Below are 17699 nucleotides of genomic sequence, written 5' to 3' on the forward strand. Positions count from 1 at the left end.
ATCTGTGTGTTTTTGGGAAGAGCAACGATGATTGAGGGCACTCAGATGACCAGATAACAGGCATAACGAGACAGCATCACCGTCCAGATCGGACGCTGCGCCCCGCTCCCAATGCCGACCATTTCGGTGATTTCAACGAAATGGTTTTCGACACATTGGCCGCTGTTAAAACACGCAGTGCGCGCTTTTTCGATGACAGCTTCGAAGTTGCGGTAATCCGTATATCCAAGCACCTGGGCGAAACCCCGGCTCGACCAGAAGAATTCGTTGCCTGTCGAATTTGTTCGGCGGATGCGTTCAAATGGGGTAATGGTGGTAGTCGGATTTTCTTTATTCATAAAAGCGCCCTTTTCACGGCCTCAATATGCAAAGGCAAAAAACCACGCACTGCGAGTCGCGTATGTACAAAGTGCAGCAATATAGACCGGCACCAATGAAGTTTTTTCACGGATGCACTTGTGCTATAACAGTTGACGTAAGTATATCTAAAACAATACTTGTCGCAAACATAAACAACGCTATTGATGCTAAATCAAAAAGCATCTCGAGCCAAAAAGATTCGGCCAGCCAACTTGATATTATATAACGTTTTCTTTTTTGCATATCTTCATCTTCCTCACCAACATAGAGGTACCACATTGCACCTTTATAAAGTAACGCAACTACCACTTGAAGAAAAACACCAGCCAAGAAGAGACTTGCAATAAAATGGGCCTGGCCTGATTTAGATAATTTATCTGCAAGCTGCGCCTGAGTGACGAATAAGACTGGTCCACCAATACCGTAAGCTATCAGCCAAGTTCTCAGAACACCCGCAAATTGGGCGTAGCCCTCAAAATAGCCATCATCCTTATTATCATGTTTACTCATAAAATCAACACCTCTATAATAATATTTCAGTTTAATTGTGATTATCAGTTGTCATAATTGATATGACGCGCTGGCTTCATCCGCATAATTATGGGTCGCGTATGAAGACCTCTATCTACGGCCAGCCTTATACTAATTGTGCGCTTTATTAACTTCTTCGATCCAAAATTTTAACACAGTATCATCAGTAGTATCCGGAAGTACGTTTAGCGTCTCCATCCACTGAAAAAAATGATCACTAGGCTTAAATTCTATCTTATTCACTACTAATGCGCTCGCCATGAATCCGTGCTCGCAATATGACCGCATCGATATATATCCGAGAAATTCTCCAATTAATCCCCTGTCGAAGCCGGACCATTCATGTGTTTGTATTCGATAAGCATTGCCATTGTTTACTGTTGGCACATGGAAATCTATACCTCGAACGAGATCGGAGTAAACAACTATGCCGAGCATGCTTCCGGCATCTGCAATCCGCCCTTCAAGGACCTGAAGAGCGTTCGGGTCTTTATCCGCCCACTTCCAATTGATGGCTTTCATTTTCTGACATAACTCATCATCCATGAGCAACTCCCAGTACGAATATTGAAAGGATAACAAGCGAGTCTAATGCCCCAAGATCTGTGTAGCTGGCTAGCTGAAATCAAAAAAGTCAGAAAGCAATAAACTATTGGCCTTCCTCGATCTGGCATCAATAAACATGCACTCAACATTGCCGATTTTTCTTAAATGTCGCAACAAACCTTCAATTCTAATTTCTTCATTTTCATTCAACCACTGACCGCGTTTATCCGGCGAAAGGAAACAAACCCGAATTCTTTCCACGTTGAATTTGTCCTGAAACAACGCTATAGACTCAGCAGCGTCTGGCATTTTATTAAGCGGCTTGGGATGAAGGGCTCCGGCAAAGCACCAGCGCCCCGCTCGCATTCTACTTTGAATACCCCGTATAAATTTCTGTGGCGTCAGGCGACTTTCATGAGGAGACGACAATCTTATATACAGATTTCTTTCATTGCTGAGTTGAATGATTTTGATTCTTTTCGACGACGCAGTACGTCCATTTGCCCCAAATCGAGGATCCGCGAGCATGCTTCTTAATTGAGTGGATTTGCCCGTGTTTTGTAAGCCAACAACGAACAAAGCGCGCTCTATGTATAATTGATTTATCATAGTGTGGCCTTTCTGCTTTAATTGAAATCAATAGCCTTCGCCATGAGCTGAAGAGTCCTCATAGTATCGTCAGTAAAATACGTTCTACATGCACGCCCACTATGTGCAATTTCGTGAAGTATCTCTTTGAAATCCCAAAGCAAGACTCCGGCTCTTTCAGCTGCGCTCGGAACGTCATCCTCCCAACCCCACGACACGATCACCTTGCGATAAGTGCCCGGTGTAAACCCATATTGTTCTAACTTGACAATGACCTGTGGATCATTGAATTTTCGATCAACAAAATAACCAAGTGTTCGTCGTTGTTCCGCCTGTTTAACACGAATTTTCAGATCGTCTTTGGAAAAAGGCTTATTAGTCAGTTTCGAAAAATTGCCGGATATTGAAACACCACTCTCGATATGATAGCGCTCGGGGTTGTTCGGATTGGCCGTATTCAAGGCTAGCAAATCAATTTCCATTTGGCCATCGCATTTGATATTCGGCAAAGTGAACCATCCTTTGACATATCGAACATAGGCTTCGACTATCTTTTCAGTCGTTTCCAAATCGCACCCCTACATTACACTCCGTCACGATAACAGTCCTAATGCGAGCGCCCAGTAATAGAAAGCTTCGGGATTGCCACCCCGCAATCTCTGAAGAACGAGGTCAGGCAAAACAATTTCGCGCAATTCGCCGACGCCGTCCGGATTAAATGGTCTTCTTCGTATTATCCCATCTAAGTTCCGATCTCTTAAACATGTCGCAAGATATGCTGCTTTTGCTGCAGCTACTTTTGCCTGCGCGCCCGAAAAAGAGGTCCCGCACAGATGACTGGTCAGAGAAGATCTGCCCCGTTCAAGCAAAATTTGCTGTTCATTTTGCGCTGACCCTTTGAGGCCAAAGTGACCAATGAGCCGTGCCGTCTCGATACTATCGTTGAGAGCAGCCTCGACCGTATGTGCCCCATCGCGATACATATTTTCAGCTGCAAAAATTGCATCGTATGCCTGTGCGACCCTTCCAAAATCGGAAGCTACATCGAACAGGACACCAACATCAAATAACTGCTTCATCACCTGCATCGCATAATCGGGTGTGCAAGGAACGCCGACGGTACACGGTGCAAAAGCAGTAAGTTTATCACCGAGAAGACTCTCAATAACCGGCACATCAACCCGAATGTCACCCGTCACGTCAAACAGAGACGATGCAATGACTATGTTCTCCACATAGGGATGCTGAGCCTCCTCTTTGACAACATCAAGAAGAACGTATTCAGGTGAATTATTGTTGACTGCTGAGTTGTAATAGAATTTGAAATGCCGCCGCGCAGGCAAGCGGTCATGCCCCCGGTCGTCTTCTTCGTATCGAATGAATGGCGGCTCTAAGGCAATCTGTTTTAGATGAGTGTCGAGATCGTTATCAGGCAGAGGACAAAGAATATCTATGTCGATCGAAAGGCGTCTGAATCGTGGCAATCTGAGAATCAGGCTGGTTCCGCCCTTAAAAACCATGGGCACGCCTCTGTGCGCCAGATGGCAAAGAAGAGCAAAGGCGTGGACTGTTTTCTCTATTAATGTGGGATCGCCGCCGCCTAACTCACTGCGTTTGGCTAAAGCCCAATCCTTTTGAAAACAATGAGTTGCAATCATGATTTGGCCTTAAATCAATTAACGGCAAATTCCTTAAAAAGTGCCGCTAATTGATTATCGAAAATATCCTTAGGTTCTAAGCGCCTCTTTGCCCCATAATTCAATAAGGTAGCGACTGAAACATGCTGTTCCCCGACTAACCGCGAAGCCATTGCACGATATTCGGCTGCCGATATCAGGTTTAGCGCTTCAACTTCAAGCCCCAATTCAACAAGCGCCTGCTCCGGCTTCGCGTAACCGTCCGCTGCTTCCGGCGCAGCTGAATGAAGCGACCTGATGACCACAACGCGCGGTTGCGGAGTAACCTGTGCATGGCCTCCGCGCGGATTGAGCGCAATTTTCCAGTTCTTTTCCTCAAGACGAGCGGCAACGTCCTTCATGGCGTCTTTTTCAACATGAAGAAGAATCACGGGTTGACCGATCAAATGATGCAGCCAGGGATTGAACTGGTCAGTTGACCACGCGGCGAAGCGCAGCAAAGGAAATTCTTTGCGAACCTCCGACACAAGTTCCTTGACGGAATCCTTATTTAACATTGCCGGATCTTTTAAGAATGAATACCAGCCGCGACCGGCATCAAAGATAAAGCCGCCATCAACCAACTCGACGAGATATCGATTTAGTGTCGTAGATTCTATGGTCTCTTTGCGTTCCTTCAAAATCCTTTTCAGAACTTCTACGCTGAAATATGGCCCCTTTAAACGCAACTCGGGCAATACCTGATCGCGCAACAACTGCTTCCTTCCGGATTCACTGGACACATATATCTCGGCTGTCATCGCCGGCAAGACCGCATCGATATGGGCAACGTGTACGCCGATCCCGTACAATTCCGTTACCATGCGATCAACCCTTGCCTCAAGCTCGGCAATATCAGCTTCGGGATTTCCCCGGCGAAGAGTAAGAATCTGGTCAACGATATGAACGATCGGTGTTTGCTTGTCTTTAGGAACGTCAGGGATTGGAAGTTTTTTCCAGTCATCAGGATAAAGATGAATATTGCTACGGCGGTTTGACCTAAGAAATGCGCGCGCTGCCGAAGAGTTCATTACTGCAACAAGATACTTTGCGGCAAATCGATTGCTTATTGCCTCTAAATCTTCTCGCATAGGCAGATCAGGACGCCGCTTCTCTCCGCGATATCGGGCAACTTTTTGGAGTGATCGATTTCGGACATCTGCGAGCATATGCCATGAAACAAAGCCAACCGTACTTTCAGTGAAGTGAATTTGTTGGTCGTCATAGCAACATTTTGGATCGGGACCCGGGCTACGCTGTACAAGAATCTTTTCGGCGACCTCATGCAACTCTCGAAATGTTGGGCGACTAAACAGGCTTGGCGCTCGCTTTGTTCCCCACTCCAACCATTTAGTGCAACTTGGCAACCACGAGGATAGATGCTTTCCCTCTGCAAATTTCTTTGGATGCTCTTCATCTTTCAATTCTGAAACGACATCCTCCATGCGAAATGCACCCTGTGCACGCCGTTCATCAGAGGAAACGACCATTCCCTTGCTTATGTAACAAATCTGTGACAATGTAATACTTGATGAATTAACATGCCCGCTACTAGCCGCATCTGGGAAGAAGGCCCTATATGTCAACTTCACTTGCTCGTCACTCGATAGCTTCTCTACATTCCCGAACTCGTCTTTATGAACACGGCGATCAGGAATATTATGGCTACCGTCTGTTCTTTGGAAGAAATATATAAGATTATGAACTGCAGCATCAAATATCTTTAGATCGCTACAAAAGTCGAGGCGAACGACGCGCGCGTTTTGTAGGAACCAGTTCTGTGGTTTCTGAGCATATTTTGCATGGCAGAAAGCATCCGAAACAATCAGCGTGGAGACTCCACCGGGCCTAAGAAGTTTGAAGCTCCGCTCTATAAATGGAACGAAGAGGTCCCACTTCTCCCAGAGAGTTTCATACTCTTTACTCGCAACTACCTGCCGACGTTGTTTTTGGTTCCATTCCGACTGTTCATCGGCCCGGACATACGGCGGATTGCCGATGGTGATATCGAAGCCGTCTGAAACGCCGAACATGGACTCCGGGTCAAAATACTCGGCCACTGTGCCGCTTTTGTAAGGGTCCCAATCCGCGACGACCGAAGCAAGCGCGTGCGCGTCGCTTCCGCCGAGTTGTTCGATAAAGTCGCTCATCTCTTTCCGCAGACGGCGATCCTCGTTTCGACAAGCGTCTTTTTCAGCTTTCGTCATAGCGTAGAAATATTTGGAACGAACAACGAGAATCTCTTTTTCCTTTTGCTCGACCTGATGCTGGAACAGAGACCAACCGTCAGGGTGAGTCCCTCCAAGCAATACGTTTGCGCACACGAACTTTGTTTCAAGATTGGGGAGTGGCCTGATGGAATTCCCGGCGTGCTGTTCAATAACCAGGGACAGGAAAAAACGCAGTTTGCTGATCTGAATGGCCGTCGGCTGAATATCAACGCCGTATATGCAATCCTTGATCAGTTCCAGCTTGCGCGAGTAGTCGAATGATTCGGAATGAAAAACGTCTTCGGCCTTCTGACGCATCTCAGGCGGCAAAGTGGCGAGTTTTGTTTCTTTCCAACGGGTGTTGCCGGGATCGAGCTTACGCAGAATATGAACGAGACGATGAAGAACGCCCATCGGGAACGCGCCGGACCCGCAGGCGGGATCAAGGACTCTCAGGCGGCTGACGATCGAAATAATTGTGTCGGTTTCCTGTTCATTAAAGGGCTGCAACTCAAGGTCTTCTGAAACCAGTTGGCGCAGTTTTTCTTCAAGATCGGGTGCGTGATTCCCTTTTGCACTCACCGCTTCTAACAGATAGCGAACAATCGCCTCGTCAACCATGTAGTTGACGATCTCGCGGGGCGTGTAGAAGGAACCGGTCGATTTCCGGGCAACCGTGCCGGTCTCGGGGTTAACCGCTGCCAGCAGATTCTCAAACGCCCGGCCGAGGAGTTCCGGATCAAGCGCAATGTCTTCTTCGAGCGGGGTATTCTCCTCAATCGTAAATTTGTAATCCCGGAAGATGTTGAGCAGGCCCATCGCCAACGGGGCCGTTTTCTCGCCAAGGAGTTCGGCTATTTCTGGGACCGGTTTTTCAATCCCGAAGAAGAGAAAGTCCGGAACAGCCGGCTGTTTCTGCTCGACATCGGAGAAACCATCGATGCGTTTTTCTTTCGTGATAGAGGGATCGCCCTGCCCCGGAATCTCATCAAGATTCTCAAAGAGGCCGCCGTTCAGGAAGGGAATCGACTTATACAAATCTTCGACCGGAGCTTTTTCCGAGATCAGGCCGCAATGGCGAAAGAACCGCTGATCACCGTAATGTTTGTTCCTGCCTTTGTATGAGTAATTCGTTCTGAATTTACGCTCTTCAATCGGTGTGCTGAGAGTGGCAAAGAACAGATTCTGAAGAATTGCCTTGTAGTAGCGGCCTTCGGCATCCTGCCCGATCTCCGCGGCTTTCCATTTGTCGAGCAAAGCTTCGATTGATCGTTCCGAGAAGAGTTCATCGGGGATAAGGTTCTTTTCGCGCAGAAACCAGCAGAAGATCATGCGCGTGAGCAGCCGGATCACGGATTCCGAATCGCGGCCGTCGGCGTCCTTTTTCGCGCCCTCCGGGAAGCTGGCATTCAACCGAGCCCAGTAGAACCAGTTGCGTATCTTCCGGAAGAAGCCTTCATTGAGGGTTTGGATGTTGAGTGTCTTTTTCCATGCGTTATGCAGCTGAACAAAGTTCTCGAACCCCGGTTCTCGGCGAAGCTCGGAAAAAGAAAGGTCAAAAAGTATTTCAGTATGCGCCCGGTGGGGGCTCTTGATGCTGATATCCTTGATGACGGTGACCTTCTCCAGGACATCCTTGTCCGCTGCCTTTAAATTTAGCCTTCGGTTGATTACTCCAAGGGTAAGTGTTTCTCCATGCCGGAAGAGGACAAGAGCGGGCATCGGGAGCGGCTTGTTTATAAGACGTACGATTTTGGCAAGAGCTGTGCGGGTACGCGGAACGCCTGGATTCAGAGATACCGCGAAGAACAGGTAACTTTCAATCTTAGCCCTATCGACAGCCGTTGAGGAATCGAAGAGAGAACCTTGAACAGGCCCGATTTTTTCTCTGATGTCCGCGTCGGTCAGCTGGAACAGAAAGTGGAGACTCTTTACCGATGAAAAGAGTTCGCTTCTATCTTTATCCGTCAACTTGCCGCCGATCCCGGAAGCATTCAACCAATGCAAGAAATCATCATTTGAAGATATTTTCAAAACTCGTTCGTCGCGTTGGCTATTGTAACCAAGAACGTCGAATAAAGCGCGCGCAGCCGTATTGAGCGGCTTTGTGTCGAAATCGACAAGCGCTGATTTTATCTTTTCTCTTATTTCTTGTGACGCATTTACTGCCATTCGTTTTAGTCCTTATGCGGTTCCATGATAACAAGCCAGGTAATCAGCTCAAACTCTCCCGTATCCGCAACCGGGGTCTCCTCTGCAGTCGGGAGTACGCCCCCCCGACCGGAAAGAAGCGCTGAAGCAGCCCGGCGCTGAAAAGTGTGTTCGATCGAGGCAAGCGCCTTCTTAATCAAGCTATCGTAGTGGCTCATATCAGTGCCATCCGCTGTGCGGGAGTCAAACAGATCGCAAATCTTTTCAATCGCGGCTTCCTCGCCAGAAGCAATGCTGCGCATCAGGAGAAGCGATTCCTTGGGTTGAGCAAATGAGTACCGGATGGTTCCGTCATCATGAACATAGACAAGATAATGAGGCAGCAGCGGATTAATTGGAGCGGAATCCCCCGGCTGTCGATCCGCCGCCTCTTTCTTTTTGGCTGCGTGAGCTCCATTATGGCGAAGGCAGAAGATCACACCCGGCTTGCAGGCCGGGATGTCCTCTTTGGGAGGGACAACTGCATACAGACCCGGCCCGGCATCCTCCAATTCTTCTTTGCGGGACTCGATATACTGCAACAGATCAAGCCGAAATTCATCCAGTGAAAAATCTGTCAGGGATACACTGTCATCTAAATCTTCCAGATCGAGGATTTCATCTTTCAGCCGCTTAAGCTGCCGATCGCGGAAAAGAAGATCTTCCCGGATCAATTCCTCAAGCTGACCAGGATCGAGAAGATTGTCGGTCTGGGTGGCCGAAATATCCACAAGGGCCATGCGGGCTTCAACACGATGTTTAACATTAAGATAACGATCGAGATCAGCCACTGGCCAGAAGTTAACAAGATTGACTTCATTATTTCGTGATTTGAGCCGATCTATACGGCCAAATCGCTGGATGATCCGGACGGGGTTCCAGTGAATATCGTAATTGACGAGCAGGTCACAGTCCTGGAGGTTCTGTCCCTCGGATATGCAATCCGTCGCAATCAGTAGGTCGATCTCCTCGTCCTGTGGAAAACGCTCCTGGAGTTCACGAAACTTGGACAACGGAGAAAAGTTGGTCAGGATGTCATCGAAATCGGAGCTGGGTTCGGCCAGAGATGTTTTATTGTCGCCCGTTCCGACAACGAGAGCAGTATGAATGCCGAGGGTCTGCCGCGCCCAGGGCGCGAGTTGTTCGTACAGGTAGCGGGCGGTATCGGCAAACGCGGTGAATACCAGTATCTTCCGTATCTGTTTGCCATCTTTGTTAATCGAGGGCGACTTAGTCTTCTCCTCTATGATGGTCCGAAGAGTTGCCAGTTTGCCGTCGCGGTCCGGCCGGACCGCTGTTGTCTTTTCTAGCAGAAACTGCAGCTGCACGCGATCCTGACGGACTTCCTTCAGCCATTCAGGAAGGTCGATATGTCCCAGATGAATTCGCCGCTTTCCGCCTATGGTAAATTCTTCTCTATCGAAATCCGGATCTTCGAACTGGTCCGGCGTTAACGTGTCGTAGTCGATCTCAGGATTTTCATCGATATGCTTTTCGAATGCCAGGATGCGCTCTTCCAGACGGTTGATTTTCTCGATTGTACGCTCCAGCGTCAGCCGGAAGGAATCAACGGAGCTTTCGAGGCGCTTCAGAAAATTGACCTTCATCATCGCGATCAGGATCTTTTCACGACCCTCCTGAGTGAACCCGCCCAAGATCTTATCCTGATACATGTCTCGTATTGCGGTCGGCAGGTCTTTTCGAAGTTTTGCGGTCGGATGATACAGCGCAAGATGAAGATCGCTGATTTCCCTGTCGAGCTGTTCAAATGACAGATACCGCTGCTGGAGATCGATGGTGGGATGCTCGGACCGAGGCGTGGTCCGGCGAGGAAAACCGCCAAGCTCCTTCATCTCGTTTTTATAGTAGCTCGCTATTTGGCGTCGGGAGCGGGCAATGCTGAGCCCGTCAAGCAACTTGAAGAAATCACCGCCGAGTGCGGCAAGGAGATCTCTGGTTTTTCTTTCAGCAGCCGGCTTCTTAGACCAGTTCGTAAAATGCGTTTGGGCTATGCGGGTGGTCTCGCGAACGGAAGTTATCCCGAGCTTTTCTGTAAACGAAGCATCGGCCTGGTCGTCGCGGGCTACGTCGCCCCCCGCAATGAAGGAGATCTGATTTCGCAGGTCGGATAATTGATTGTTTACCGGAGTAGCAGAAAGCAAAAGGATCTTGGTGCGAACGCCGGACTTGACGATATCTTCGATCAGTCGCTGATACCTGCTGCGGCGCGGCTTTTCTCCCGGCCGCTGACGGTTGACCGCGTTATTGCGGAAGTTATGGGATTCGTCGATCACGACTAGATCATAGTTGCCCCAGTTCAACGTGGACAGGTCAATATCGTCAATTGACCCGGTCGTTCGAGAAAGATCCGTATGCGAGAGCACGTCATAACGAAAACGATCGGCAAGAAAGGGATTAAGCGTGCTGTTGGAACGATAGACCGTCCAGTTGCGGCGCAGTTTCTTGGGACAAAGCACAAGAACCCGCTCGTTTCTCAATTCGAAATACTTGATAACAGCCAGTGCGGTAAAGGTTTTGCCAAGTCCTACGCTGTCAGCAAGGATGCAGCCGTTATTGGCAAGGATCTTATTAATGGCCGCCTTCGCCCCGTCCTTTTGGAAGGAAAACAGCTTCTGCCAAACGTGAGTATCGGGTAGAGCTGTCTTGCGAAGTGTTTCGTCTAATTCCCGCTTGCCGTCAAGAAATTCCCTGAACAGATTGAACAGCGTCAGATAATAGATGAACTGGGGCGGATGATTTGCATAAAGTTTAGACAGGGAGTTTAAGACATCCTGTTTAACATCAACAACCAGCTTTTCGTCGTTCCAGATTTCGTCGAACCACGATTTAAGATCCTTCCGATCGCGATTGCTGTCTACTTCAAGGTTTAATTCGATATTGTTGGCCTCGCCAAGGCCAAGGCCTCGAACCGTAAAATTCGAACTGCCCATTATGGCATCGTCAATACCATCAGTGGACATGTGATACATTTTGCCATGCAGTAAATTCGTTTGTCTTATTGATTTAATTTGGACTTTCTCACTTAACCACGCAGCGCACTCCCTCGCTACACGCTTCTGTTCCAGCCTGTTTTCTAGTTTGAGACCGTCATCTATCAACTTGAATGCTTTCTTGTCCGTTTTATCCGGATCGAGAGATTGAATAAAACGAGGTTCTCCGAAAAGAAATCTCATTTCTTGAATCTGCCTGAGATGATCTTTGAGAGCATCAAAGGCATAAATAGTGAAATAGGCAGATACTACCGAAAGATTGGAACCTTCCTTTATTTTAGTTTTCAGGAAGTCGCCAACCGCACCCCGGTTGTGGTTATCCCGTATGCCCGATATCGAGGTTGTTACATCGCGAAATTTCTGTTTACCAAACAGGTCATTCTGCATAGTTATTGTTCACCATTAGCGCCGAAGGCTCTTCAACTACAGTCTGATGGTATATCTCTAATATCTGCGAAGATATTTCTCTATGCGCCAATCCAATTCAACCCAGCGTGATGAGGCGTAATCAATATTTGCTTCGAGGTAGTCACGTGTCCATTTCACTTCTTTAATTCTCTGCTCTATATCCTTAATCGGGAATATATAGGCAAACTTATCTGCCGGATTTGTCAGCCCAAGAAATGCCTTTTTCGTTACTTTTTTCAGAAGGTCAAACTGGTTCTTGTTAATTCTGTACCACAGTTTTACGCTGCTTTTATCAAAGTTTTGGAGATATATCAACTTATCTGCCGACTCATACATAAATCTATTTGGCGGTATCTTTTTATAATTCTTGCCCAACTCTTTTTTGACAACACCCTGTATGAAGATCGATTTTAAATCGCCGCTGAGCTTTCCGGACGATTCCTTGACAGCCGTGTGTTCCTTCTCACCGAACAGTAGTCTCCTGAGCACTTGATTTGGAGAATCGATCAATGGATTGGCATGTTTCTGTAAAAAACTAAATACGTCATCATCAATTTCGATTTTCTTCATAAAGACACCCCCAACGGATAGCTATAGAGTACTATAAAGAACTATATAGTACTTATAAGACTTTGTCAAGGGAATTCCTGCTTGGTTTGCCGTTTATAAGTCCGTGTATTTTCGATTCGACCCTTTTGCCTTTTCTACTGGATATTTGACAGCGTTCTTCGCGATCTTATTCTCTACTTCCTTAAAAAGATCGATCTTATATTCCTCGCTGAGATAGGTGAGAAAGATAAAAATGTCGGCAAGTTCTTCTTTTACGTTCTTGAGTTCTTCAGGAGAGAGTTTGCGGGACTGATCGGTTGTCTTCCACAGGAAATTTTCCAGCAGCTCCCCCGCTTCAATGGAGAGGGCTTCGGCGAGGTTCTTGGGGTCGTGGAATTGCGCCCAGTGACGCTCGTTCCGGAATGAGATAATTTTTTTCTGGATAGATTCTAAATCAGCCATGCCCCTCCTTAACAACGCCACAACTGTTTGAAAATCTACTACAAGTGGCTGCAAAAGTCCAGAAGAGAGATGGGGTTGACAATACCCGTAAATAGGCTTGATAAAGGCCCCTGTCTCGGATACAATCGTGGTTGAATGGGTGCCGCGAAGAAAAGAAAAAAGAAAGCTGCTGCCTGGTTGCTCTACGTTCTGAAATGCAGGGACAATACGCTGTATACCGGCATTACCACCGATCTGCAGAGACGCGTCCAACAGCACAATGACGGCACGGCCTCACGCTACACCCGCAGCCGTCTTCCGGTGAAGCTCCTGTTCAGCGAGCCTTGCCGCAATCGCTCGCAGGCCCTTAAAAAGGAATACGCCATGAAGCAATTATCAAGGAAAGGAAAGAAAAGAAAGCGTACATCAGGAACAATGGATAATAAATTCTTCGAGGCATACCGGCACGAATTTCCCGTTACTGGGAAATACCTTTACCTCGACCATGCAGGCGTGGCGCCGATGTCGCTCCGGGTCAGGACAGCGGTCGAAAAATTTCTTGCCGAGGCGACCGAAGGCGGGTCCTTTCATTATCCTGCGTGGGCACAACAGGTCATGGAGATAAGACAGGCGTGTGCACGGCTCGTCAACGCGGGGCCGGACGAGATCGCCTTTGTAAAAAATACGTCTCATGGGCTGTCGATCGTTGCCCAGGGGCTCGACTGGCGGCCGGGAGACAATGTCCTTATCTATGAAAAAGAGTTCCCTGCCAATATCTATCCCTGGTTGAATCTGAGGAGTAACGGTGTCGAAGTCCGCATCATTCCTTCACAGGACGGCCGCATCGACATGATTGACATCGAGCGGTTGATGGATACACGAACACGCCTTCTTGCCATGAGCTCTGTTCAATTCTCGAACGGCTTCAGGATCGATCTAAAAAAAGTCGGCGCCCTGTGTCGGGAGAAACAGATTCACTTCTGTGTTGATGCGATCCAGAGCCTGGGCATCATCCCGATGGATGTGAAGGACTGTCATATCGACTTTCTCTCGGCAGATGCGCACAAATGGCTCCTCGGTCCTGAGGGCATCGGGATATTCTATTGCAGAAAAGAGCTGGCCGGGCAGCTCTCCCCTCCCCTCATCGGGTGGAAAAGTGTCCAAAACGAATTCGAATTCGATCGCCCCGAATTATTGCTGAAAACCAATGCCCTGCGATTCGAGGAAGGCTCGATGAACCTTATGGGCATTGTCGGGCTTGGCGCGGCGCTTGATCTCCTGTTCGAGGTCGGGATCGAACATATCGAAAAGCGCGTGCTCGACCTCGGTGATCTGATCATGCAGGAAGCGATGAAAAGAAGCTATCGTGTCCTGACCCCGAATGCGCGGCACGAGCGCGGTGGGAACATTACGTTTTCGGGTGATTTTGATCCTGCCAAAATGCGGGATGCGCTGCGGGGAAAAAAGATCATGGTCAATGCCCGCGGCGGCGGTATCCGCGTGTCGCCGCATTTTTATAATACCGGGGAGGAGATTGCAGGATTATTCAATGCTGTTGAACGGTTGGCACGATAACGGTTTATTCATGGTACAGGCAAAAAGATGAACATGAAAAAGATATCTCTATCACACAAAGACACAGAGACACAAAGAAAGACGGATTGAAAATAAAATTTTTCCCTTTGTGGCTTCGTGGCTTTGTGTGAGACTAGACGTATGACGAATGTTTCAAAGAAACCGTTCAATTATTTGACAACGCCTCATACCTTGACTCAAAAACGGTCTTCCCCGCATCCTTCTTAACCCCATGATCCGCGTTTGCGCTCGCGTGTTCGAGGATCTTGAAAACCGACTCCGCGTTCTCTGCTGCTCCGATGGCTCCAGCAACTTCTTCCGCTGTATACGATTTTCCGACATTGTTTCGGAGATGGGCAAACACCTCGCCTTGAAGCTTGATGACCGCCTCGGCCATCTTTTTCCCCGCCTCGACCCCGGGCTGGTGGTACGCATTGATGTTCACCAGCGTGGCGTAGAACCCGACCGCCCGTTCATACAGCGCAATAAGCGCGCCGATGGATCGCTCATCGAGCTTGTCGATCGAGATGGTGATCGACTCGCGCTTGTTCTCGTACAGGGCGCTCCTCGTTCCGTGCAGAAAAGCGCTCAGATAGTCCCCGCTCGTGATGCCGGGTTCAACCTCAAGGGAAGCCCCATCCCGGTCATGGAGCACTTCGATAAAGGTGGCGAAAAAATTGTTTACTCCATCCCGGAGCTGCTGTACATAGGCATGCTGGTCCGTGGCGCCTTTATTACCGTAGACCGTGATCCCCTGGTTAACGACCTTGTTGTTCAGGTCCTTTTCCTTGCCCAGTGACTCCATAATAAGCTGCTGGAGATATTTTGGAAAGAGCATCAACCGGTCCCTATAGGGGAGGATCACCATGTCCTTCTGTCCCCTGCCGCCTGTTGCATGATACCAGGCAAGAGCCAGGAGCGCCGCCGGGTTAGAGCGGGTGTCTTTTTCTCGAGTGAGCCCGTCACAGAGCGCAGCGCCTTTTAATAATCCTTCAGTATTAATTCCTTGCAATGCAGCCGGCAAAATACCAACTGCCGAAAATAGCGAAGTTCTCCCACCAACCCAGTCACACATTGGAAATCTGGCTATCCAGCAATCTTTTTTGGCAGTTTCATCAAGCTTGCTCCCCACTCCAGTTACTGCAACAGCTTGCCGCTCAAAGGAGAGTTTGGCTTTGCGATAGGCTGCGGCAACCTCGATCATTCCATTCCTGGTCTCAATGGTTCTACCGCTTTTAGAGATCACCACGGTAAGCGTATCCGCCAGATCGTTCCCGATCTCGGCGAGCACCCGGCTGATCCCTTCCGGGTCCGTATTGTCCAGAAAGTGCGGTTTCATTTTATCCGCAGTCGTGCCGAGCGCGTCAGCAATAAACTGCGGTCCCAGTGCGGAACCTCCGATGCCGATGCAAAGGACATGCGTGAACCGGGCACGCTTTCGGGGAAAGATCTTTCCCGTGTGCACGGTGAACGTGAAATCCTTTATCGCCTTGATGGTGTCCTCGATCTCTTTTCTGATCTCCGGCGATGGAGCGAGCCCCGGCGCCCTAAGCCAGTAGTGACCGACCATGCGGTTTTCGTCGGGGTTGGCGATCGCCCCTGCTTCGAGGGCATCCATGGCCGCGTACGCCCTCTGGATATCAGGCTCCATGCGTGCGAGATAATCATCAGCGAAGTTTATCCTGCTGATGTCGAGCGTCATGCCGATCGAGGGACATTCGCAGAGATGTTTTTTGTACCGTTCCCAGAGTAACTTGCTGTTCATCTTTTTTCACCTCAGAGGGCGCAGAGAAAGCGGTCTCTCAAACTTCCTGTTGGAGAAGCTACTGCAAACGAAATAATCAATTTTTCATCTCGGCAGGACCCTCCCCTCACCCCCAGCCCTCTCCCCGATGGGGCGAGGGAGTTTATATTTCCTCTCCCATCAGGGGAGAGGATTAAGGTGAGGGGCAACTCTGTATGTACCGCATTTTATCATAAAAAATATTCCGATTGTACACTATTTGTAATTATCAAAGCTATATCACTGCTACCCGTGCCGTCATGAAGCTCGACGTTCCCATTCCAATAATTTCTTTTTCGCCCCTCCCCTGTTTATGGTAATATACCGCTATGCCTGAACAGGACACCATATGCGCCGTCTCAACACCGCCAGGCGCCGGCGGCATCGGCATTATCCGGATCAGCGGCAGGACGGCGATCGGGATCGCAACTACAATCTTCAAGCCCCGCAGGGACAAACATCTTATCGCCGCGAATTCGCATTCGATTCACTACGGACATGTTGTTGATCCCGCCACTGGCGAGACCGTGGATGAAGCGCTATGTAGCGTGATGCGCGCGCCGTCAACGTACACGAGGGAAGACGTGATCGAGATACACTGTCACGGCGGCATGATGCCGCTCTGGCGAACACTGGGGCTGCTTATATCGGCAGGTGCGAGACAGGCGGAACCGGGCGAGTTCACGAAACGGGCTTTTTTGAACGGCAGGATCGACCTTGCCCAGGCCGAGGCTGTCATGGACATCATCATGGCCAAGACCGATCTCGCTCTCCGTGCGGCAAATGAACAACTGCTCGGCGGCCTTTCAGGAGAGATCGCCATACTCCGCGACCGGCTGCTGTCACTCATTGCCGCAATAGAGGCGGGGATCGATTTTCCCGAGGAGGACCTTGAGACCGGGACTGGTCAGCCGCTCGCGGACGAAACAGACCGCTTGCTCGCCATGGTCGACTCACTGCTCTCGGGTTACGCCCAGGGAAGGATACTGCGCGACGGTTTCGCGACCGCTATCGTGGGCAAGCCGAACGTCGGCAAGTCTTCGCTCTTGAACGCGCTCTTGAAACAGAACCGGGCGATCGTGACCGAGGTCCCGGGAACGACCCGGGACGTGATCGAAGAATATCTGAACATCGCGGGCGTACCGCTCAAGATCCTGGACACCGCCGGCATCCGGCATTCCCATGACATCGTGGAGCAGGAGGGCGTGCGACGGAGCCTCGGAGCCATCGGGTCCGCCGATATCGTGCTTTTCGTTCTCGACGGCTCCCAACCATTCACTGCCGAGGACCGGCGTGTGATGGACGAAGTAAAGGGCAAGCACGTGATCGCGATCATCAACAAATCGGACCTGCCGAGAAAGCTCGAGCAGCTGAGAGAACCGGAGGCGCAGGTTTCGGTATCTTGCCGCACCGGCGAGGGGCTTGATGACCTGAAGCGCACGATAGCAGGCCTGGTCAAGCAGGGGACGATCAGCTCGCGGGAACATGTCTGGGCAGTGAACCAGCGGCACAAAACAGCGCTTGAACAGACGAAAGAAAGCCTGCAACGAGCGCTTGAATCGATAACGTCCGGACTCTCGCCGGAGTTCATTTCCCTGGACCTCCGGGGCGCGCTCGACAGCCTGGGGCTGATCACCGGAGCGACCTATACGGAAGACATCCTTGAACGGATATTTAATGACTTCTGTATCGGGAAGTGAACATGACGACTTCGTAAAGTCATATTCTCACACGGAGGCACGAAGACACGAAGTAAGTAAGGCCGTTGATTCATAAAAGAGATTTCTTTGTGGCTTCGTGGCTTAGTGTGAGACACGATTTACGACTTTGT

Annotated in this window: 13 protein-coding genes; 2 read left to right on the forward strand and 11 right to left on the reverse strand. The window is 49.4% G+C overall.

Annotation, left to right across the window (positions count from 1 at the left end; genetic code table 11):
- Nucleotides 1-41 precede the first annotated feature (41 nt).
- The 10 genes from M0R70_02750 to M0R70_02795 all read right to left on the reverse strand — a co-directional run bounded on the left by M0R70_02750 (nucleotide 42) and on the right by M0R70_02795 (nucleotide 12531).
- Nucleotides 42-338 (reverse strand): DNA replication protein DnaD, encoded by a 297-nt coding sequence (locus M0R70_02750; GenBank protein MCK9418278.1) that lies wholly within the window; start codon nucleotides 336-338, stop codon nucleotides 42-44.
- 106 nt (nucleotides 339-444) lie between these two features.
- Nucleotides 445-870: a hypothetical protein gene (locus tag M0R70_02755; GenBank protein ID MCK9418279.1), complete on the reverse strand. Its 426-nt coding sequence runs from the start codon at nucleotides 868-870 to the stop codon at nucleotides 445-447.
- Between the two features lie 132 nt (nucleotides 871-1002).
- Nucleotides 1003-1437, reverse strand: a complete 435-nt coding sequence (locus tag M0R70_02760) for a hypothetical protein (GenBank protein MCK9418280.1) — start codon at nucleotides 1435-1437, stop codon at nucleotides 1003-1005.
- Nucleotides 1438-1506: 69 nt separating this feature from the next.
- Nucleotides 1507-2046, reverse strand: coding sequence for a hypothetical protein (locus M0R70_02765; protein MCK9418281.1), 540 nt, complete (start codon nucleotides 2044-2046; stop codon nucleotides 1507-1509).
- 17 nt (nucleotides 2047-2063) lie between these two features.
- A complete protein-coding gene (locus M0R70_02770) occupies nucleotides 2064-2594 on the reverse strand; it encodes a hypothetical protein (GenBank protein ID MCK9418282.1) in 531 nt (176 codons plus the stop codon).
- Nucleotides 2595-2618: 24 nt separating this feature from the next.
- Nucleotides 2619-3683: a nucleotidyl transferase AbiEii/AbiGii toxin family protein gene (locus M0R70_02775; protein MCK9418283.1), complete on the reverse strand. Its 1065-nt coding sequence runs from the start codon at nucleotides 3681-3683 to the stop codon at nucleotides 2619-2621.
- A 14-nt stretch (nucleotides 3684-3697) separates the two neighbouring features.
- A complete protein-coding gene (locus M0R70_02780) occupies nucleotides 3698-8083 on the reverse strand; it encodes an Eco57I restriction-modification methylase domain-containing protein (protein MCK9418284.1) in 4386 nt (1461 codons plus the stop codon).
- Nucleotides 8084-8088: 5 nt separating this feature from the next.
- Nucleotides 8089-11499, reverse strand: coding sequence for a phospholipase D-like domain-containing protein (locus tag M0R70_02785; protein MCK9418285.1), 3411 nt, complete (start codon nucleotides 11497-11499; stop codon nucleotides 8089-8091).
- A gap of 57 nt (nucleotides 11500-11556) precedes the next feature.
- The gene (locus M0R70_02790) at nucleotides 11557-12090 is read right to left on the reverse strand and encodes a hypothetical protein (protein MCK9418286.1); all 534 of its coding nucleotides are present in this window, start codon (nucleotides 12088-12090) and stop codon (nucleotides 11557-11559) included.
- A 93-nt stretch (nucleotides 12091-12183) separates the two neighbouring features.
- A complete protein-coding gene (locus tag M0R70_02795) occupies nucleotides 12184-12531 on the reverse strand; it encodes a nucleotide pyrophosphohydrolase (protein ID MCK9418287.1) in 348 nt (115 codons plus the stop codon).
- Between the two features lie 135 nt (nucleotides 12532-12666).
- On the opposite strand from M0R70_02795, the gene M0R70_02800 reads away from it, so the two are divergent.
- Nucleotides 12667-14085, forward strand: coding sequence for an aminotransferase class V-fold PLP-dependent enzyme (locus M0R70_02800; protein ID MCK9418288.1), 1419 nt, complete (start codon nucleotides 12667-12669; stop codon nucleotides 14083-14085).
- 166 nt (nucleotides 14086-14251) lie between these two features.
- On the opposite strand, the gene M0R70_02805 is transcribed toward M0R70_02800, so the two are convergent.
- The gene (locus M0R70_02805; GenBank protein MCK9418289.1) at nucleotides 14252-15850 is read right to left on the reverse strand and encodes a glucose-6-phosphate isomerase; all 1599 of its coding nucleotides are present in this window, start codon (nucleotides 15848-15850) and stop codon (nucleotides 14252-14254) included.
- A gap of 347 nt (nucleotides 15851-16197) precedes the next feature.
- On the opposite strand from M0R70_02805, the gene mnmE reads away from it, so the two are divergent.
- Nucleotides 16198-17568: a tRNA uridine-5-carboxymethylaminomethyl(34) synthesis GTPase MnmE gene (gene mnmE, locus M0R70_02810; GenBank protein MCK9418290.1), complete on the forward strand. Its 1371-nt coding sequence runs from the start codon at nucleotides 16198-16200 to the stop codon at nucleotides 17566-17568.
- Nucleotides 17569-17699: the final 131 nt, after the last annotated feature.

It is taken from the genome of Nitrospirota bacterium (assembly GCA_023229435.1).
Lineage (GTDB): Bacteria > Nitrospirota > UBA9217 > UBA9217 > UBA9217 > JALNZF01.